Consider the following 19,382-nt stretch of genomic DNA (forward strand, 5'->3'; position numbering starts at 1 on the left):
TCACCGGCGTGCCGCACAGTCCCCGTCCGGAGCACATCCGGAACCTTTCCTTCCGGCTCCTCCGTTCTCCCGTCGTGACACTTCAGCAAGAGATCGTCGGCAACGCCATGCAGATGGCGGTCGTCAGCCTGCAGCCCGGTCAGACGGTGTACTGCGAGGCCGGAAAGTTCCTGTTCAAGACCACGAACGTGACCATGGAGACCCGCCTGGGCGGCCCGTCGGGCGGCGGCGCGCAGCAGTCGCAGTCCGGCGGCAGCGGCTCCGGCGGCATGGGCGGGCTGCTGCGCCAGGCCATGGGCACGGCCATGCAGGCCGGCCAGCGCGTCATGGCCGGTGAGTCGCTGGCCTTCCAGTACTTCACCACCCGGGGCGGTGAGGGCACCGTCGGCTTCGCGGGCGTGCTTCCCGGGGAGATGCGCGCGCTGGAACTGGACGGCACCCGCGCGTGGTTCGCGGAGAAGGACGCCTTCGTGGCCGCCGAGTCCACCGTCGACTTCGGCATCGCCTTCCAGGGCGGCCGCACCGGCAGGAGCGGCGGCGAGGGCTTCGTGCTGGAGAAGTTCACCGGGCGCGGCACGGTGATCATCGCCGGCGCGGGGAACTTCATCGATCTGAACCCGGCCGACTTCGGCGGCCGTATCGAGGTCGACACCGGTTGCGTCGTCGCCTTCGAGGAGGGCATCCAGTACGGAGTCCAGCGCGTCGGCGGCCTCAACCGCCAGGGCCTGATGAACGCCGTCTTCGGTGGCGAGGGCCTGTCCCTGGCCACCCTGGAGGGCAACGGCCGCGTCATCCTGCAGTTTCTCACCATCGAGAGCCTCGCCAACGCCCTGAGGAAGGCCCAGGGCGGCGACAAGCAGGGCCCCACGGGCGGGCTGTTCTCCACGAACGCCCAGTGAACGCGCGTACGGACCGGTGATGAGCCGCCGGCGCCGTGAGGGTGCCGGTCGGCGGGTGAACTCCTCGCGAACGCACGGGGCTTCACAGGAAATTCTCCAGGCTTGTCATTGACATGCCAGCATCTACGCGCGTCATCATGAGGGTCATGAATTTCCCCCCACGCGCCTCGCGGCTCGGCGCAGCAGCCGCCCTCCTGTCCGCCCTCCTCGTCGGCGGAACCGTCTCAGCGACCACGGCCGACGCGGCCCCCACCGCCGTCGGCGACATCTGCTACAGCGACCTCCCGTCCCAGGCCCACGACACGCTCGACCTGATCGAGCAGGGCGGCCCCTACCCGTACGACCAGGACGGCACGGTCTTCCAGAACCGGGAAGGCGTCCTGCCGAGCAAGTCGTCCGGCTACTACCACGAGTACACGGTCATCACCCCGGGCTCCTCCACCCGCGGCGCGCGACGCATCGTCACCGGTGAGCGCAGCCAGGAGGACTACTACACGGCCGACCACTACGAGTCGTTCGACCTGGTCGACCACGGCTGCTGAGCCCCGACGCACACCGCGGGCCGGACGTCCGCCGGCACGTCAGACGGACTTCCGGCTCCCGGCCGCCGCGAACAGGGCGACGCCCAGCACGAGCAGCGTGACGCTCGCGTGGACCTCGTAGCCGCCGAGGAACCCGAGGCGCTGCACCAGGCCCCAGTTCCAGTCGGTGAACTCGTGCACCAGGCCCGCCACGCCCTGGACCAGGGCCAGGAGGCCGAGAATCTCCAGTACCTGCTTCATGCCACCAGCCTGGCCCCGCGGACCCCCCACGCACATCGGCCGCGGGACGAACCCCCCGGGCCGGAAGTACCCGCTCCATCGCCACGACGGCATCGAAAGTCTGCGCTGCGGCGACTTTGGTCGACGATCCCGCGCGAGGGCGGGTGCGCCGGGTCTGCGCTGCGTAGATTTGGCGTTCGTGAGTGACGACGCGGGGCACGCCTCCCCGGTACCGGCCGGGGAGACGCCCGCGCCGTTCACCCGGCGCCGATGGTTCTTCCCGTCGGCCCTCCTGCACGACCTCGACCCCGACGCCGCCCGGGCCGGGCGACGCCCCCGGCGTACCGCCCGCGACTGGGTCGTCGACTTCTCCTGCTTCCTGCTGGCCGTACTGGTGGGCGCGACCGCCATGGAGGCGCTCGCCGACAACCCCCATGTGCCGGACTCGCTCGTCGTCGTCGACCTGGTGATCGGTGCGCCGGCCTGCGCGGCCGTGTGGCTCCGGCGCCGGTGGCCGCTGGGCCTGGCCGTGGCGCTGACCCCCGTCAGCCTCCTGTCGGACATCTCGGGCGGCGCCGGCCTCATCGCCCTGTTCACCCTGGCCGTGCACCGGCCCTTCCGGTACGTGGCCTGGGTGGGCGGCGTCAACGTGGCGCTGGTACCGCTCTACTACTGGCTGCGCCCGGACGCGGACCTCCCCTACCTCATGAGCGTTCCCTTCGCCGTGGTGCTCACCATGGCGATCGTCGGCTGGGGCATGTTCGTCCGGGCCAAGCGGCAGCTCATGGTGAGCCTGCGGGACCGCGCCCGGCGCGCCGAGACCGAGGCGCGGCTGCGGGCCGAGCAGGCGCAGCGGCTCGCCCGCGAGGCCATCGCACGGGAGATGCACGACGTGCTCGCCCACCGGCTGACGCTGCTGAGCGTGCACGCGGGCGCCCTGGAGTTCCGGCCCGACGCGCCTCCCTCGCAGACGGCGCGGGCCGCGGGCGTGATCCGGGAGAGCGCGCACGAGGCGCTCCAGGACCTGCGGGAGATCATCGGTGTGCTGCGGGCGGGCGATCCGGACGACGCGGGCCGGCCGCAGCCGACACTCGCGGCGCTGGACACCCTGGTCGCCGAGTCACGCGAGGCCGGTATGAAGGTCTTCCTGGACCACCGTGTCGAGGACCCTGCCGGTGTCCCGTCCTCCGTCGGCCGCACCGCCTACCGGATCGCCCAGGAGGGCCTGACCAACGCGCGCAAGCACGCCCCCGGCACGGAGGTCCGGGTGACCGTCACCGGCGCACCGGGCACGGGCCTCACGGTCCGCGTGCACAACCCGCCGCCCGAGGGTGAGGTGCCGCCCGTCCCCGGCTCCGGGCAGGGCTTGATCGGCCTCACGGAACGGGCGACCCTGGCCGGGGGCCGGCTGGCCCACGGGCCCACCCCGCAGGGCGGTTTCGAGGTGCGGGCGTGGCTGCCGTGGCGGTGAGCATCCCCCCGCAAGCCGCAAGCCGCAAGCCGCAAGCCGCAAGCCGCAAGTCGTAAACCGCAAGCCGCATCCCGCGGTCGCCACTCGGCGGGCCGTGCGCCGGCTGGCCGGCTGTCCGGCTGTCCGGCCGTCAACCTCGCGCGGGACGCGGGGCGTTGGCGCCCCTCGTCCTGGCCCGCCGCCCGGCCCGGCCGTGATTACGTAGGCCCCATGACTGCCATCAGACTGCTCCTCGTCGACGACGATCCGCTGGTGCGGGCCGGGTTGTCCTTCATGATGGGCGGCGCCGACGACATCGAGATCGTGGGCGAGGCCGCCGACGGCGCCGAGGTCGAGGCCCTCGTCGACCGCACCCGCCCGGACGTCGTGCTCATGGACATCCGGATGCCGACGATGGACGGTCTCACGGCGACGGAGCGGCTGCGCGCCCGCGAGGACGCCCCGCAGGTGGTGGTGCTGACCACCTTCCACGCCGACGAGCAGGTGCTGCACGCGTTGCGCGCCGGAGCCGCCGGGTTCGTCCTCAAGGACACCCCGCCGGCCGAGATCGTCGCGGCCGTGCGCCGGGTCGCCGCCGGTGACCCGGTTCTCTCGCCCGCGGTCACCCGTCAGCTGATGCGGCACGCCGTCGGCAGCGCCGCCGACACGCGCCGCTCCCGCGCGCGAGGCCGCCTGACCGTCCTCAACGACCGCGAGCGCGAGGTCGCCGTCGCGGTCGGCCGGGGCCTGGCCAACGCCGAGATCGCCGCCGGCCTGTTCATGAGTGTCGCCACCGTGAAGACGCATGTCTCGCGCATCCTCGCCAAGCTCGACCTCAACAACCGGGTGCAGATCGCGCTGCTCGCCTACGACGCGGGACTCCTGGAGGGGGAACAGGAAGAGCACTGACCTCCGCGAGGACCCCGGCCCGTCCGCGTCAGGCGAGCCCCGGGGTGCCGCCGCCCGGGATCTCCGCCAGGTGCACCGGCCTGCGCTCGCGCCGCGACAGTTCGCACGCCTCCGCGACCCGCAGGGCCTGCAGCGCCTCGCGGCCGTCGCAGGGATTGGCCCGCTCGCCCCGGACGACCTCGACGAACGCGTTCAGCTCCGCCTCGTAGGCGGGTCCGAACCGCTCCAGGAAGCCCGTCCACGGCTTGTCCGCGGCCGGCGGCCCGGTCGGCTCGGTGGACGCGATCGGCGTACGGTCGTCCAGTCCGACCACGATCTGGTCGCGCTCCCCGGCGAGCTCCATGCGCACGTCGTAGCCGGCCCCGTTCATCCGGGTCCCGGTGAGCGTGGCGAGCGTGCCGTCGTCCAGAGTGAGGAGCGCGGCCGCGGTGTCGACGTCGCCCGCCTCGCGGAACATCCGGGGGCCGGCGTCGGACCCGGCGGCGCCTGGTCGCTGGTCAGGGCCCGCACGGTGTGCAGTCGCCCCAGCCTGCCGGACCGCACGGCCTCGCGCGCCCCCGCGTAGCCCGCGTCGAAGCGGCGCTGGAAGCCCATCTGGAGGACCGTCCCGGCCGTCTCGACCTCGGCGATCGCGCTCAGGCTCCCCGGCAGATCCAGCGCGATGGGTTTCTCGCAGAAGACCGGCAGACCCGAGCGTGCTGCCCGACCGATCAGTTCGGCGTGGGCGGACGTCGCCGTCGTGATCACCACGGCGTCGACCCCCCAGCGGAAGATCTCCTCCACGCCGGGCGCCGCCGTCTCGCCCAGTCGGTGCGCCAGCTCCTGGGCCCTCGCGGGGTCCGCGTCCGTGAGAATCAGGGAGCCGACCTCGCGATGCCGACTGAGCGTGTTCGCGTGGATGGTGCCGATGCGGCCCGTACCGATGACGCCGATGCGCATGAAAACAAAGTGCGTGCCCAGCTCGCCGCTGTCAATCGGCATGTCCGGACAATCTGACTACACGACTTCCCGTCAACAGCGCACGGAGCTACGCTCGGCCCGTGCCGAAACCAGAAGTGGACCCGACCGTGCAGCTCGAGCTGAGCGTGGACCGCAGCTCCCCCGTGCCGTTGTACTTCCAGCTGTCCCAGCAGCTGGAGGCCGCGATCGAGCACGGCACGCTGACCCCCGGCAGCCTGCTGGGCAACGAGATCGAACTCGCCGCCCGGCTCGGCCTGTCCCGGCCGACCGTCCGCCAGGCGATCCAGTCGCTCGTCGACAAGGGCCTGCTCGTACGACGCCGCGGCGTGGGCACCCAGGTCGTGCACAGCCAGGTCAAACGCCCGCTGGAGCTCAGCAGCCTCTACGACGACCTGGAGGCGGCGGGGCAGCGCCCGGCCACCCGGGTGCTCGTCAACGAGCTGGTCCCCGCCTCCGCCGAGGTCGCCGCGGCGCTCGGCGTCGCCGAGGACAGCGACGTCCACCGCGTCGAGCGGCTCCGTCTCGCCCATGGCGAGCCCATGGCCCACCTCTGCAACTTCCTGCCCCCCGGCCTCATCGACCTCGACACCGGTCAACTGGAGACCACCGGCCTCTACCGGCTGATGCGATCCGCCGGCATCACCCTGCACAGCGCCCGCCAGTCGATCGGTGCCCGGGCGGCGACGACGGAGGAGGCGGAGCGGCTGGCGGAGGAGACGGGCGCGCCACTGCTGACGATGCAACGCGTCACGTTCGACGACACGGGCCGCGCTGTCGAGTACGGCACACACACGTACCGCCCGACGCGCTATTCCTTCGAATTCCAGTTGCTCGTACGTACTTGAGGGGCGCGGGGAACTGCGGGACAAGCCCCCACCGGCCCGCACCCGGCGGTGATCCGCACCACCCCTGTGCTCCGCACCCCGCCTCCCCGTGAGGCAGAATCGGCGGCGATGAGCACCTACCGCGACTTCACCGCCCCCATCGGCTCCCGCCGTGCCACGGCCCTGCGCACCGTCGGCACCCGGGAGCGCCGCTCGCACCTGACGGCCCCCCGCGTGCCCACGGTCGGCATCGACATCGGCGGTACGAAGGTGATGGCGGGCGTCGTCGACGCCGACGGCAACATCCTGGAGATGCTCCGCACGGAGACCCCGGACAAGTCCAAGAGCCCCAAGGTCGTCGAGGACACCATCGCCGAGCTGGTCCTGGACCTCTCCGACCGGCACGACGTGCACGCCGTCGGCATCGGTGCGGCCGGCTGGGTGGACGCCGACCGCAACCGCGTGCTGTTCGCCCCCCACCTGTCCTGGCGCAACGAACCGCTCCGCGACCGCCTCTCGGGCCGGCTCTCCGTCCCCGTCCTGGTGGACAACGACGCCAACACGGCCGCCTGGGCCGAGTGGCGCTTCGGCGCCGGCCGCGGCGAGGACCACCTCGTCATGATCACCCTCGGCACCGGCATCGGCGGCGCGATCCTGGAGGACGGCCAGGTCAAGCGCGGCAAGTACGGCGTCGCGGGCGAGTTCGGCCATATGCAGGTCGTACCCGGCGGCCACCGCTGCCCGTGCGGCAACCGCGGCTGCTGGGAGCAGTACAGCTCCGGGAACGCCCTGGTCCGTGAGGCCCGAGAGCTGGCGGCGGCCGACTCGCCGGTGGCGTACGGGATCATCGAGCACGTCAAGGGCAACATCGGTGACATCACCGGCCCGATGATCACCGAGCTGGCCCGCGAGGGCGACGCCATGTGCATCGAGCTGCTCCAGGACATCGGCCAGTGGCTCGGCGTCGGCATCGCCAACCTGGCCGCCGCCCTCGACCCCTCCTGCTTCGTGATCGGCGGCGGTGTCTCGGCCGCCGACGACCTGCTGATCGGCCCGGCCCGGGACGCCTTCAAGCGGCACCTCACCGGCCGCGGCTACCGTCCCGAGGCCCGCATCGTCCGGGCCCAGCTCGGCCCCGAGGCCGGCATGGTCGGCGCCGCCGACCTCGCCCGGCTGGTCGCCCGCCGCTTCCGCCGCGCCAAGCGCCGCCGCGTGGAGCGCCACGAGCGCTACGAGCGGTACACGCAGTCGCTCCGCAGTACCCAGGAGACGCCGTGACCGCCTCCCTGCCCCACCAGGGCCCCTGGCCCGACGAGCCGGACCGCCCGGCCGAGGACCGCCGCCACATGATCCGCCGCAGGTCCCTCACCCTGCTGATCATCGTGCTGCTCATCGGCATCCCGGCCGGCTACCTCGTGATCTCCGCGAACCAGAGCCGCGACAGCGGCAAGGACAAGGAGGCGAAGTACTCGGCGACCGGCCTGACCGAGGGCTGGCCCTCCAAGCTCCAGCGCCGGGTCTACCAGGTGCCCGTCCCGCACCCGGCCTGGCACGTGGCGTACTACGAGACCAACAACTGGAAGACCAGCCGCCTCTACACCCAGTTCGAGACCAACGCCGCCGGCCTGGACGCCTATCTGACCGGCCTGGGCGTGACCCGTAAGGACCTGAAGCAGGGCCACATCACCATCGGCGCCCGCGACCGGAAGATCACCGGTTGGAAGTTCGCGACGAACGAGTCCTGGTACGGCTTCGTCCACCGGCAGAAGAACCCGGCCCCCACCCACGACGTGGTCGTGGACCTGTCCAACCCGGCGTACCCCTGGGTGTACGTCGTGGGCCGGACCGTGCCCTAGGGGCCTGACGCCGCGGAAATCCGCCAGAGGTCTTTGGGGTCCGTCGCGAAGTGGTACCTGCCGTGCGACGCCACTTTCGCGACGTACCCCGCCCCCACCGCCGGAGCCGATTGTCAGACCCCGCCCGTAGAGTCGGAGACAACTGATCCGGCACGCGGGGCGGGAGGTGGCAGGACGTATGGGAGAGACGGTGTCGACGACCGAGCGGGCGGGGGAGGCGACGGTCCCGGTCCGGCTCCCGGCCGTCTTCCTGCCCGCGCCCCTCCCGCGCGAGGGGCACATCGCCTTCTGGGACCCCGAGGGCGAGCCCCTGCCCACCCCGGGAGCCGGGGGCACCGAGGCCGTCGGGGAGGCCGCGGACACCGAGCTGACCGTCGTACGACGGCACGGCGCCACCGGCGTCCGGCGGCGTACCACCCCCGCGCTGACCCTCCCGCTCGACGCCGCCCTGCCGCTCCTGGTGCGCGCCCGGCACGACCCCGCGGCCCACCCCGCCACGGCCTGCTGGGGCGCCGCCGCCCTGCACGCCCTGCGGCTGACCGCCCGCGGCCGGCTGCTGCCCGGCCTGACCGCCACGGGCCACGACGCCTGGCGCGCCGGCCCGCTCGACCCGGACGACATCGCCCACCTGCGCGCGGTGGCCGCCGCCCTTCCCTACGAGGGCCATGCCGTGCCGCTGCCCGGCCCCGGCCCGATCCGCCTCCCCGAACCGGAAGCGCTGGTGCGGGCCTTCCTCGACGCCGTCGCCGACACCCTGCCCCGCACCCCGGCCGCGCCCCACACTTCCGGGCGGCCCTTCGCGGCCCGAGAGGCCCAGCATCTGCCCACCGCCCACGACTGGGCCGCCGAAGTCGCCGCCGGCATGGACGCCGGCGTGCGGATCTCGCTCCGCCTGGACCTGTCGGCCTACGACCTGTTCGACGACGCCTCCGACGGCGGTGCCCGCAGCGCCGGCGCGGCGATCGTCCAGGTGCACAGCCTCGCCGACCCCACCCTCGTGGCCGACGCGGCGGCCCTGTGGGCGGGTGCGGCCGACGACGCCTTCGGTCCCCGGGCGCGGGTGGACGCGGCCCTCGCCGTCCGCCGCGCGGCCCGGGTCTGGCCCCCGCTCGACCGGCTCGCCGACCAGGACGTGCCCGACGTGCTGGCCCTGGCCGAGGACGAGCTGACCGATCTGCTCGGGGTCGCGGCGACCCGGCTCGCCGCGGCCGGGGTCGCCGTGCACTGGCCGCGCGACCTCGCGCAGGACCTGTCCGCCGCGGCGGTGGTCCGCCCGGCCCCCGGCTCGGCGACGGACGGCACCGGCTTCTTCGAGAGCGAGAACCTCCTCCAGTTCCGCTGGCAGCTGGCCCTCGGCGGCGACCCGCTCACCGACACCGAGATGGACGCCCTCGCCGAGGCGCACCGCCCGGTCGTCCGGCTGCGCGACCAGTGGGTGCTGGTCGACCCGGCGCTGGTGCGCAAGGCCCGCAAACGGGACCTCGGCCTGCTCGACCCGGTCGACGCGCTGTCCGTCGCCCTCACCGGCACGGCCGACGTCGACGGCGAGACGGTCCAGGCCGTCCCCGTCGGCGCGCTGGCCGCCCTGCGCGACCGCCTGACCGCGGGAATCCGCCCGGCCCAGCCGCCCCCGGAGCTGCGGGCCACCCTCCGGGACTACCAGCTGCGGGGCCTGGCCTGGCTCGACCTGATGACCTCCCTCGGCCTCGGCGGCTGCCTCGCCGACGACATGGGCCTCGGCAAGACCATCACCCTCATCGCCCTGCACCTGAAGCGGGCCCGCGGCGAACCCACCCTGGTCGTGTGCCCGGCCTCCCTGCTGGGCAACTGGCAGCGGGAGATCGGCCGCTTCGCCCCCGGCGTGCCCGTCCGCCGCTTCCACGGCCCGGACCGCAGCCTCGACGGCCTGGACGGCGGCTTCGTCCTCACCACCTACGGCACCATGCGCTCGGCGGCCCCCGCCCTCGCCGACCGCGCCTGGGGCATGGTCGTGGCCGACGAGGCGCAGCACGTCAAGAACCCCTACTCGGCCACCGCCAAGGCGCTGCGCACCATCCCGGCCCCCGCGCGCGTGGCGCTCACCGGCACGCCCGTCGAGAACAACCTCTCGGAGCTGTGGGCCCTGCTCGACTGGACCACCCCGGGGCTGCTCGGCCCGCTGAAGTCCTTCCGCGCCCGGCATGCGCGCGCCGTGGAGAACGGCGAGGACGAGGAGGCGGTGGAGCGCCTGGCCCGGCTGGTCCGGCCCTTCCTGCTGCGCCGCAGGAAGTCCGACCCGGGCATCGTGCCCGAGCTGCCGCCCAAGACCGAGACCGATCACCCCGTGCCGCTCACCCGCGAACAGGCCGCGCTGTACGAGGCGGTCGTGCGGGAGTCGATGCTCGCCATCGAGACGGCCGAGGGCATGCCCCGCCGCGGCCTGGTGCTGAAGCTCCTCACCTCGCTGAAGCAGATCTGCAACCACCCCGCGCTGTTCCTCAAGGAGGAGCACGGCCCGGTTGCCGGCGACCGGCTCGCCGCCCGCTCCGGGAAGCTCGCCCTGCTGGACGAGCTGCTGGACACCCTGCTGGCCGAGGACGGGTCCGCCCTCGTCTTCACCCAGTACGTCGGGATGGCCCGCCTGATCACCTCCCACCTGGCCACCCGCGCGGTCCCGGTCGACCTCCTCCACGGCGGTACGCCGGTCCCCGAGCGGGAGCGCATGGTGGACCGCTTCCAGGCCGGTTCGACGCCGGTCCTGGTGCTGTCGCTCAAGGCGGCCGGAACCGGCCTCAACCTCACCCGGGCGGGTCATGTCGTGCACTTCGACCGCTGGTGGAACCCGGCCGTCGAGGAGCAGGCGACCGACCGTGCCTATCGCATCGGGCAGACCCAGCCGGTGCAGGTCCACCGCCTCATCACCGAGGGCACCGTCGAGGACCGCATCGCCGAGATGCTCCGGTCCAAGCGGGCCCTGGCCGACGCGATCCTGGGCTCCGGCGAGTCCTCCCTGACGGAACTGACGGACCGGGAGCTGTCCGACCTGGTGTCCCTGCGGAGGTCGTCATGACGCCCCACCAGGTCTGCGAACGGCCGGCCCCGCCGTCCCCTCGGAGTGCGTCATGAGTGCCCGCCCGTCCGACGAGGCCCGCCGTGCCCTGCGCGAGGCCCGGGAGCGAGCGGCCCAGGACCCCGCTCCGGCCCCGGCCGCCCCCGCCCACCCGCAGCCGCCGTCCCCGCCGGGGGAGGCGGCGGCCCGGGGGGCGCCCAGGCCGGCAGATGTGGCACGCGAGGCGCTGCGAAGGGCGGTGTCCGACCAGCGGGGGAGTGCGCGGGAGGACGCCGATGCCGCCCGTCCCACCGACTCCTCCGAGGACACCGCCGAGCCCGGAGACGCCGGTGGTCGCGGGGCGGCCGCCGGTGCGAGGGCGGATCGTGGTGTGCTCGGGGACGCGGGTGGTTTCGTGACGCCCGCCGGTGTAAGGGCGGATCGCGGTGTGTTCGGGGACGAGGGTGGTTCCGGGATGGCCGCCGGTCGGCGGGCCGGCGGCGGCGTGCCCGAGGGCGGCCGGGGCACCGAACACTCCGGCGGGCGGCAGGGGAGGACTGGCCCCGAGACGGACGGCGGTGATCCGGAGGCCGGAGGCGCGCCCCGTGCCGCCGGTGCGCCGGAGGGTCCCCCGGCGGCCGTGACGCCGGAGCCGCACGCATCCGGCGACCCGCGGACGAGCCCTCCGGAGGCCACTTCCACGGGTGTCACCGCCGAGCGATCCCCGAGTCGGGCGGAGGCGACCGGGCGAGGGGCCGCGGACGTTGCGCGCGAGGCACTGCGCGCGGCACGGGACGACGCACGGCGGGCCCGGGAGGAGACGGAGCGGGAAGGTGCCCGCCGCAGGCGCCGGGCCCGGCAGCGCGCCGTGGACGACAGAGCAGCGGCTGCCCGACGAGCTGCCGCGGACACCCCTGGCCGGGATGCCCGGGATGCCCGGGATGTCGGCCGGCTGCTGTCCGGCGCATTTCTGATGCCGGACCTGCGGACCACGACCTCCGGCGACCATGAGCCGGCCCCCGGACGGACCGGCCGGCCGGCCCACAACCCCTCTCCTCCGGGCTCCTCACCTCCTCCGAACTCCTCACCCGTCGCCCCGGAGCCTCCCCCGGCCCCGCCCGCAACCTCGGCGGACCGCACCCCTCCGCCCTCCCGAACCCCCCGTTCCATGGCCGCCCCGACGCGCGACCACGAACTCCGCCGCACCTTCCCGCCCCTCCCGCCCCGGGACGGCGACCGCTTCGCCGGGAGCTGGTGGGGAAACGCCTGGATCGGGGCGCTGGAGCAGGGCGCGCTGGACGTGAAACGGCTGGAGCGGGGGCGGGGGTACGCGGGGCAGGGCCATGTCGACGCCATCACCGTGACGCCCGGACTGGTGCTCGCCTACGTCCAGGGCAGCCGCCCCCGCCCGTACCGCGTCCAGGTGCACCTGCGCACGCTCGACGACACCGACTGGGACCGGTTCCTGGACGCCGCCGCCGATCGCCCCGGGCACATCGCGGCGCTGCTCGACAAGGAGATGCCACAGTCGCTCGCGGAGTGCGGTGTGCCGCTGCTGCCCGGCCCCGGCGACCTGGAGCCCCGGTGCAGCTGCCCCGACCGCGGCCACCCCTGCAAGCACGCGGCCGCCCTCTGCTACCAGACCGCCCGGCTGCTCGACGCCGACCCCTTCGTTCTCCTCCTGTTGCGAGGGCGGGGCGAACGGGAACTGCTCGACGCGCTGTCCCGGTTGAGCGCCACCCGTGCCGCGCGCGCCGCGCAGGACAGGGGCCCGGCGCCCCTGCCCGGCGTAAGGGCCGCCGAGGTCCTCGCCTCGCACGCCCTTGCGCCCCTCCCTGCTCCGCTGCCTCCGCTCGCGCATCCCGAGCAGCCCCCGGCCTATCCGGCGGCTCCCGGTGGCCCGGACCCCTTCGCGCTGGACCAGCTGGCCACGGACGCCGCCGCCCGCGCCCACGCCCTGCTCGGCACCGGCCGTGACCCGGTCGGGCAGCTGACCTTCTGGCAGGACGCGGTCCGTCTGGCCGCCGCCCGCCCCGGGTCCGGACTCACCGCCGGTACCCGGGCGTTGTACGCCTCCCTCGCCTCAGCGGCGGGCCGCACCACGTCGGAGCTGGCCCGCGCGGTGGCGGCCTGGCGTCAGGGCGGACTGGAGGGCCTCGCCGTACTGGAGGAGCCGTGGGATCCGCCCGCCGGCCGGTTCGACCGTGCCCGGCCCCTGCTCCTCGCCGCCGACCTGCCCGCCTTCCGGCCCTGGCGCAACCACCTCACCCACCCCCTGGGCCACGTCCAGCTCCGGCTCGGCCGCGATGGCCTCTGGTACGCCTACGAGTCCGAGCCGGGCCACGACGACTGGTGGCCGAGAGGCACCCCGGACCTGGACCCGGTCGGTGCCCTCACCGGCCTCGGCCTGCCCGGAGACCTGTGACGGGGTCCGTGAAGACCTCACGGCTGACGGTGAAGGGGGCCGCCGACGCCCACTTCCGCGCCGGGTACGAAATTCCGACCCGCCACAGAAAGGCACTCTCCGGTGCGACATACTCTCCCGATGAGTTCACGCGCTACCCGCACTTGCGGGCCGATCACGATCCGGAGGGCCGTCGCGCGGGATGCCAAACGGCTCACGCGGCTCGTGCGTGGCTCAAGCGCCTACGAGGGCAAGTACGCATCCGCGGTCGCGGGCTACCGGGTCGGTCCCGACTACATCGAGGCCCATCGCGTCTTCGTAGCCGTCGCAGCCGACGAGGACGGCGGCCGGATCCTCGGGTTCTACTCGCTCGTCCTCGCTCCACCGGAGCTCGACCTGCTGTTCGTCGCTGACGAAGCCCAGGGGCGGGGGATCGGGCGACTGCTCGTCGCGCACATGGAGTCCGAGGCCCGTGCCGCCGGGCTCGACCGTCTCAAGGTCGTGTCGCATCTCCCCGCCGAGGGCTTCTACCGTCGCGTCGGTGCAGTGCGGACCGGGACCGCGCTCGCCAACCCGCCCGCCGTGCCGTGGGACCGCCCCGAATTCGAGTTTCGCATCGCGTCGCAATGATCTGGTTGCCGTGACGCGGACGAATGCCGGACCGTGCTGCTGTGACCAGTGACAATGCCGACCGCAGGGCGCTGTGGGACGGCGCCGCGGTCCGAGCCCGTGTCGCCGCCATGGCCCGGGAAGACCCTCGGCGTCAGCGCTTCGGGTCCTCACACCATGGATATCGACTCCGGCCTATCCCGCCGCCACACTGACGCGGCGCTACCGATGCAGCCCCGGGCCGACGTGGCCACCTCATCCATGCCCGTGCAATGCGCTCCCCGGAAGCGTCCACACCCGCCCCCGACCGCCACGCGGCATCCACTCGCCCTGGAGGGGAACGGCTGAAGGGCGCCGCAGCCCAGGCCCCCTCAGCTCGGAGCGTGCCTTCAGGAGGGTGTGTCGGCCGGGCGGTCGCCGGCTTGCGGGGTGGGAAGAGGCGCCTGCACCGTCTCGCGTCGGAACGCGTGGGCGATGGCGCGCGCCTCGATGCCTGCCTGGCGGAGGACACCCGTGAGGGGGTTGGTGTAGCCGGTGAAGTACAGACGCGCTGCCGCGGGGTGAGTCTGTGCCCCGATGGCGAGGGGGTGCCCGGCTTCGTCGAGTACGCCCAGCGGTCCGACCAGGTCGTGAAGATTGGGCCGGTACCCGGTTGCGGCGATGACCGTGTCGGGTCGCAGTCGGGTGCCGTCGGCCAGTAACACGTCGGGGCCGTCGAACGCCTGGACGGCCCCGACAGGCTCGACCCGTCCGGACCGGACGGCGTCCACGAAGCCGTGGTCGAGCACCGGGTTGACCCCGTCGAGAAGGTTGCGGGTGTACAGGCCCGTCCGTGGCCGCGGCAGTCCCCGCGAGGTCAGGTCCGGCACCGCGAAATGTTGGGTGAGCAGGGAGGTGCGGTCGCGCCAGGCGAGCGGAAGGGCCTCCGCCAGTCGGCCGACGGCATGCCATCGGGCGCTGGAGCGGGGCAGGATGTTGGGTGGGGTACGGACGGCGATCCGTACCCGCCCGGCTCCGGCTCCGGCCAGGACGCCGGCGATCTCGGTACCGCTGTTGCCGGCGCCGATCACCAGGACGTGCTGCCCGCGATAGGGGGCCGGAGAGCGGTAGTGCGCCGAGTGCAGCAGCGTGCCGGTGAAGGTCGAACGCCCAGGCCATGGGGGGATGTGCGGGGTATGGCAGCGGCCGGTGGCCACCACGACCGCGCCCGTGGGCACCGGGCCGTCGGGGGTGTGGACCAGCCACTGTGCTCCCGAACCGGCCTCGGCCCGTTCGATGCGCTGCGCTGGGGTGGCCAGCCGGACGTCGAGTCGGTGATGGGCGGCGTAGCGCTCCAGGTAGCGCACATAGTCGTCCCGGCTCACCCACGGGCCCGCCTGCCGCGGTACGGGCAGGCCGGGGAGTTTCGAGACGCCACGGGTGGTGTGCAGACGTAGATGGTCGTAGCGCTGTGCCCAGCTCGCTCCCACTCGGTCCGATCGCTCCAGAATGAGGGTCGGCTCACCGGTGCGGCGCAGCAGTGCGGCGGTCGCCAGACCGTGTGGACCGGCTCCGATCACGATCGTGGGAGCGCTGAAGTATCGCTGTGGTGTCGGGGACATCGCCTCCTACAACGGCGGAGTGCGGCTCACGTCACGCCCGGCAGGGAGGCGCCAAGCCGCGGATGCGCGATGCCGGCGGGTTCGTTCATTGCAACGGTGCCGCCGCCGTTACAGGTGCGGTGCCGACTCGTTGACACCGGGCACCGGAACGCCACTTCGCGCAGGCGCCAGTCCCTGGGGGGCGGACCGTACGCGCCGAGCACGGCTGCCGGTCAGAAGGCCGGGCGTCCTGCTCGGCTCCGGCCTTCGTGGCGGGCTTCGCCCGGCGCCGACTCGCGGTGCCGGGCCGATCATTCGAGGGGGTCATGTGCAGGCAGCGACGACGTGCCACCGGCCGCGACTGCGGATCAGGGGAGTGTGCAAGGCTTACGGCGGCAGGCAGGTCCTGCGTGATGTGGACCTCGATGTTCCTGCCGGGACGCTGGTGGGAGTCGTCGGCGAGAACGGGGCGGGCAAAAGCACGCTGCTGCAGATCGCCGTGGGACACCTCGCACCCGACCGCGGAACGGTGACACGGACCGGGGTCGTGGGGCACTGCCCGCAACGAGCCGTCCTCAACGACGCGTTCACCGTCGGACAGCACCTGCGGCTGTTCCAGACGGCGTACCGGTTGCCGACCCTCCAGCGTGCCGGGGAGCTGATGGAGCTGCTGGCGCTGACCGGCTGTCGGCGACAGCCGGTCAGCGAGCTCAGCGGCGGAACGCGACAGAAACTGAACCTGCTGATTGCTCTCATGCACGATCCGCAGTTGCTGGTCCTGGACGAGCCCTACCAGGGCTTCGACTGGGACACCCATCAGCGGTTCTGGACCCTGGCCGCCGAACTGCGGGACCAGGGCCGGTCGGTCGTCGTGGTCTCGCACCTGCTGCACGAACAGCATCACTTCGACGCGATCGCTCATCTGCGCCAAGGGCGTCTGCACTTCCAGGAGACCGACCGGTGAGGCTCTCCTGGACGGCGTTCACCGAACTGCTGCGCTGTACTCTGCTGGGTCATCTGCGCAACCGGCTGGCGTTGGTTCTGGCGGTCGCGTTCATCCCGGTCTGGATCGCTGTGGCACGCCTGTGCACTTCCGACGCGGTGGTGCGCATCCGGCTGGACGCCCTCGGTGCTCCCGTCTTCGCCCGGGCCGGCCAGGTGGGGCAGGTGGCCAGCGCGCTGGGCGCCGTCACGCTGGTCGCCGGGTTCATCACCTTCACGGAGACCTTTCAGTCACGGCAGATGGACCGCCGTCTGCTGCTGGCCGGGTATCCCCGCCTGCCGATGCTGCTGGCAAAGCTCGCCGCCGTCGCCCTCACCACCGCCGTGCTCGCCTCCTACACCACGATCCTGTTGTGGATCTCCCTGCCCGTACACCACCCGGGCGCCCTGGGGCCGGCCCTCGCAGGCGCCGGCCTCGTCTACGGCGGCATCGGTGTTTTGCTCGGCTCCCTGGTCCGCGGCGAGTTGGAGGGCTTCTTCCTCATCATCATGCTCAGCCTGGTGGACACCGGCCTGCAGAACCCCGTTTTCAACACACTCATGGATGTGGCAGGCGTGTCCGCGCTTCCTCTGTACGGCGTGACCCAACTGGCGCTGAGCTCAGCCCTCACGCCCCACACTCCCTGGGCCTACGGCCTGCTCTCCCTCACTTGGTCCGCCGCGACCGGCCTCCTGGCGCTGCTCGTCCTCCACTCCCACCGCCGCCCTTCCCGCTCCCGGTGGTCCGGCATGATGCGAGCCCGGACAGGGTGATCAGCCGGTGCTGGTGAGGTCCGGCTGCGGGTGACCGCCATCGCGTCGCCCGTGTGGACGGCGTCGGGCGGTCACCCGCCGATCGACCGGCACGCTTCGGATGCCAGTCCCCGCGCCGGGGTGGTGCGCGTGCGCTCCCGGAGTCAGCCCTGGTCCTCCGACGAGGCTGTCCGTGCCTCCCCGAAGCGTCCGCGAAAGAAGAGGTCTATGCCCCCTGCCGATCGTCCCGTCGACAATCCCGACGATGACGACTACCCCGCATAGACCATGGGCCGGGCCGCCGAGATGCTCGGCACCACCACCCCCGCCTTCCTCCCAGCCCTCGGTGAACATCTCCCCGATCACGCCTCTGCGCTCGGAAGGCGGCCACGCATCGCAGCCCGCCCAGCGAACTCCTCGACGGGGGCACGCCCATCGAGGTCGCCTGCCGCATCGTCGTTCTCGAAGACCAGCTCGAAGAAATACTGCGCGTCAACGAGCAAATGCGCACACAGGTCGGGACGTGGCCCAAGTCCTCAGCTTGACTCGAGCACGCCGGGCGCCGGCCGAATCCTGACCGTCAGCGAACGAGGCCGCCGCCTGATCGCGGCAGTGCTTGCCGAAGCAAGCACTGCCTGTGATGGGCCGCGGTTGACGCTCACCGCGGCGGCTTCCACGCTGTAGGAGGGGGCGGAAGGACCGTGGTCATGAGTGGTGGGCGCAGTGGGTATCCCGAGCTGCTGACGGCTGCGGAGATGGCGTCGCCGGTGGCGGCCGTCGACGTGTTCGCAGAGGAGCTGCGGCGCCGTTTCGGCGCCACGAAGGTGTCGTTCCTCATCGTCGATCTGACAGGGAAGGCAGTGGCGCGGCTGTCCACAGCCGGGGCGGTGGAGGAGGGGCGGGAAGCGGAGCGGATTCCTCTCTTCGGCAGCGTCTACGAGGCCGTGATCCGGACCCAGCGGCCGTATCAGGAGGCGACCGACACGGGGCAGCGGGTGATCGTGCCGGTCACCAACCGCGGAGACGCCATCGGACTGCTGGAACTGCTCCTGCCGGGCACCCCCGGCCCCGACGTCCTGCAAGCGGTCGGGGAAGCCGCCCACGTGCTGGCGTACGTCGTGATCGCCAACGGGCGCTTCACCGATCTGTACACCTGGGGCAAACGCTCCCGGCCACCCACCCTGGCAGCGGAGATCCAGTACCAGCTGCTGCCCGCGTCGCTCTCGTGCGAGGCCGCCCAGTTCACTCTGTGCGGGAGTCTGGAGCCCTCCGCAGCCCTCAGCGGCGACACCTTCGACTACGCCCTGGACCGCGACACCCTGCACATATCGGTGACCGATCCCATGGGCCACGACATCGAGGCCGCTCTGGCCGCCACGGTCCTGGTGGGCGCCCTGCGCGGCGCCCGCCGCGCAGGAGCCGGCCTCGCCGAGCAGGCCCACCTCGCCGACCAGGCCCTGGCCGGCCACAACCGCGGCCACGCCACCGGGCAACTACTGCACATCAATCTCCACACCGGGCGGGCCCAGCTCGTCAACGCCGGCCACCCCTGGCCCCTGCGCATGCGCGAAGGGATCACCGAGATGATCACCTGCGAGGTGGACCATCCCTTCGGGCTGTCCGTGCGCATACCCCACCGCTACCGCGTCCAGGACCTCGATCTGCGCCCCGGTGACCGTCTGCTCATGCTGACCGACGGCATGCTCGAACATCACGGAGACGAGGTCGACCTTGCCGAGATGCTGGAGGGGACCCGAGATCTGCACCCGCGCGAGACCGCGCTGATGTTGACCTCGGCAGTTCTCGACGCGGCAGGCGGTCGGCTTGAAGACGATGCCACCGTGATGGTCCTGGACTGGCATGGCCCCCAGCACACGCAGCGCCACGTCAGCTCCGGCGCGGACACCTGGCAAGCCTCAGCCGCCCGTACGAAGCAGCCGTGACCGCGGGCACTTTCGGGGAAGCCGCATGGTGGCCGCGGACCCGGATGACGTGAGGGCCGGTCCAGCCCGCCCCATTCCTGCCGGAGGACCCGTCCCGCGATGACGGGCTCAGCCTGGCCGAAGCATTGATGATCAGGGCATGAGCCGGAGGCCGTCGTGTATGACGACGGCCTCCCTCGCCGGTGCCACGAGCATCGGCCGGGGGCAGGGCAGAGGCCCAGTCGGCCCTTCCCCCTCGGCCGCCCCAGACTTCTCAGACCGGTCTCCCGCACCCCCGCGTCACAGGGGCGTCCGTGAGACGTGAGAGGGTCTGGGGCGTGAGTGAGACGCCGTCGAACACCCTGCGATACCGCTTTGACGGGCCAGAAGAGGCTCCCGTCCTGATCCTCGGTCCCTCACTGGGTACCACCTGGCACAGGTTCTGC

Annotated in this window: 15 protein-coding genes and 3 pseudogenes; 15 read left to right on the forward strand and 3 right to left on the reverse strand. The window is 72.8% G+C overall.

Annotation, left to right across the window (positions count from 1 at the left end; translation table 11 throughout):
* Positions 1-74 precede the first annotated feature (74 nt).
* Positions 75-899 (forward strand): AIM24 family protein, encoded by an 825-nt coding sequence (locus ACFCXS_RS27645; RefSeq protein ID WP_376646037.1) that lies wholly within the window; start codon positions 75-77, stop codon positions 897-899.
* Positions 900-1,045: 146 nt separating this feature from the next.
* A complete protein-coding gene (locus ACFCXS_RS27650) occupies positions 1,046-1,441 on the forward strand; it encodes a ribonuclease domain-containing protein (RefSeq protein WP_376646038.1) in 396 nt (131 codons plus the stop codon).
* A gap of 39 nt (positions 1,442-1,480) precedes the next feature.
* Here ACFCXS_RS27650 and ACFCXS_RS27655 read toward each other — a convergent pair whose 3' ends face one another.
* Positions 1,481-1,681 carry a hypothetical protein gene (locus ACFCXS_RS27655; protein WP_376646039.1) on the reverse strand — a complete coding sequence of 67 codons (201 nt, stop codon included), beginning with the start codon at positions 1,679-1,681 and terminating at the stop codon, positions 1,481-1,483.
* Positions 1,682-1,859: 178 nt separating this feature from the next.
* Between ACFCXS_RS27655 and ACFCXS_RS27660 the strand changes: the two genes are divergently transcribed.
* A complete protein-coding gene (locus ACFCXS_RS27660) occupies positions 1,860-3,131 on the forward strand; it encodes a histidine kinase (protein ID WP_376646040.1) in 1,272 nt (423 codons plus the stop codon).
* A 210-nt stretch (positions 3,132-3,341) separates the two neighbouring features.
* Positions 3,342-4,019 carry a response regulator gene (locus tag ACFCXS_RS27665; RefSeq protein ID WP_376646041.1) on the forward strand — a complete coding sequence of 226 codons (678 nt, stop codon included), beginning with the start codon at positions 3,342-3,344 and terminating at the stop codon, positions 4,017-4,019.
* A 28-nt stretch (positions 4,020-4,047) separates the two neighbouring features.
* On the opposite strand, the pseudogene ACFCXS_RS27670 reads toward ACFCXS_RS27665, so the two are convergent.
* A pseudogene (locus tag ACFCXS_RS27670) lies at positions 4,048-4,958 on the reverse strand (Gfo/Idh/MocA family oxidoreductase).
* 128 nt (positions 4,959-5,086) lie between these two features.
* On the opposite strand from ACFCXS_RS27670, the gene ACFCXS_RS27675 reads away from it, so the two are divergent.
* The 6 genes from ACFCXS_RS27675 to ACFCXS_RS27700 all read left to right on the forward strand — a co-directional run bounded on the left by ACFCXS_RS27675 (position 5,087) and on the right by ACFCXS_RS27700 (position 13,721).
* Complete coding sequence (locus tag ACFCXS_RS27675; protein WP_376646090.1) at positions 5,087-5,824, forward strand: GntR family transcriptional regulator; 738 nt, start codon at positions 5,087-5,089, stop codon at positions 5,822-5,824.
* Positions 5,825-5,932: 108 nt separating this feature from the next.
* On the forward strand, positions 5,933-7,081 hold the full coding sequence (locus ACFCXS_RS27680) for an ROK family glucokinase (protein WP_362245083.1): 1,149 nt from the start codon (positions 5,933-5,935) through the stop codon (positions 7,079-7,081).
* Positions 7,078-7,659: a sugar kinase gene (locus ACFCXS_RS27685; protein WP_376646042.1), complete on the forward strand. Its 582-nt coding sequence runs from the start codon at positions 7,078-7,080 to the stop codon at positions 7,657-7,659. Before ACFCXS_RS27680 ends, ACFCXS_RS27685 begins: the two co-directional genes overlap by 4 nt.
* Positions 7,660-7,837: 178 nt before the next feature.
* On the forward strand, positions 7,838-10,708 hold the full coding sequence (locus ACFCXS_RS27690; protein WP_376646043.1) for a DEAD/DEAH box helicase: 2,871 nt from the start codon (positions 7,838-7,840) through the stop codon (positions 10,706-10,708).
* A 454-nt stretch (positions 10,709-11,162) separates the two neighbouring features.
* The gene (locus ACFCXS_RS27695; protein ID WP_376646091.1) at positions 11,163-13,112 is read left to right on the forward strand and encodes an SWIM zinc finger family protein; all 1,950 of its coding nucleotides are present in this window, start codon (positions 11,163-11,165) and stop codon (positions 13,110-13,112) included.
* A 120-nt stretch (positions 13,113-13,232) separates the two neighbouring features.
* Positions 13,233-13,721 carry a GNAT family N-acetyltransferase gene (locus ACFCXS_RS27700; RefSeq protein ID WP_376646044.1) on the forward strand — a complete coding sequence of 163 codons (489 nt, stop codon included), beginning with the start codon at positions 13,233-13,235 and terminating at the stop codon, positions 13,719-13,721.
* 368 nt (positions 13,722-14,089) lie between these two features.
* On the opposite strand, the gene ACFCXS_RS27705 is transcribed toward ACFCXS_RS27700, so the two are convergent.
* Complete coding sequence (locus ACFCXS_RS27705) at positions 14,090-15,301, reverse strand: flavin-containing monooxygenase (protein WP_376646045.1); 1,212 nt, start codon at positions 15,299-15,301, stop codon at positions 14,090-14,092.
* A gap of 355 nt (positions 15,302-15,656) precedes the next feature.
* Between ACFCXS_RS27705 and ACFCXS_RS27710 the strand changes: the two genes are divergently transcribed.
* From ACFCXS_RS27710 to ACFCXS_RS27730, 5 genes and pseudogenes are all read left to right on the forward strand, one after another.
* Positions 15,657-16,244 (forward strand): ABC transporter ATP-binding protein, encoded by a 588-nt coding sequence (locus ACFCXS_RS27710; RefSeq protein ID WP_376646046.1) that lies wholly within the window; start codon positions 15,657-15,659, stop codon positions 16,242-16,244.
* Complete coding sequence (locus tag ACFCXS_RS27715; RefSeq protein ID WP_376646047.1) at positions 16,241-17,035, forward strand: hypothetical protein; 795 nt, start codon at positions 16,241-16,243, stop codon at positions 17,033-17,035. The genes ACFCXS_RS27710 and ACFCXS_RS27715 overlap by 4 nt, the downstream gene beginning before the upstream one ends.
* A gap of 267 nt (positions 17,036-17,302) precedes the next feature.
* Positions 17,303-17,559, forward strand: a pseudogene (locus ACFCXS_RS27720) (MerR family DNA-binding transcriptional regulator).
* A 162-nt stretch (positions 17,560-17,721) separates the two neighbouring features.
* Positions 17,722-18,957, forward strand: coding sequence for a PP2C family protein-serine/threonine phosphatase (locus tag ACFCXS_RS27725; RefSeq protein WP_376646048.1), 1,236 nt, complete (start codon positions 17,722-17,724; stop codon positions 18,955-18,957).
* Between the two features lie 317 nt (positions 18,958-19,274).
* Positions 19,275-19,373 (forward strand): annotated as a pseudogene (locus ACFCXS_RS27730) (3-oxoadipate enol-lactone hydrolase); the annotation flags it as partial.
* Positions 19,374-19,382: the final 9 nt, after the last annotated feature.

Origin of the sequence: Streptomyces sp. NPDC056373, from assembly GCF_042262425.1 — a bacterium.
Classification (GTDB): Bacteria; Actinomycetota; Actinomycetes; order Streptomycetales; family Streptomycetaceae; genus Streptomyces.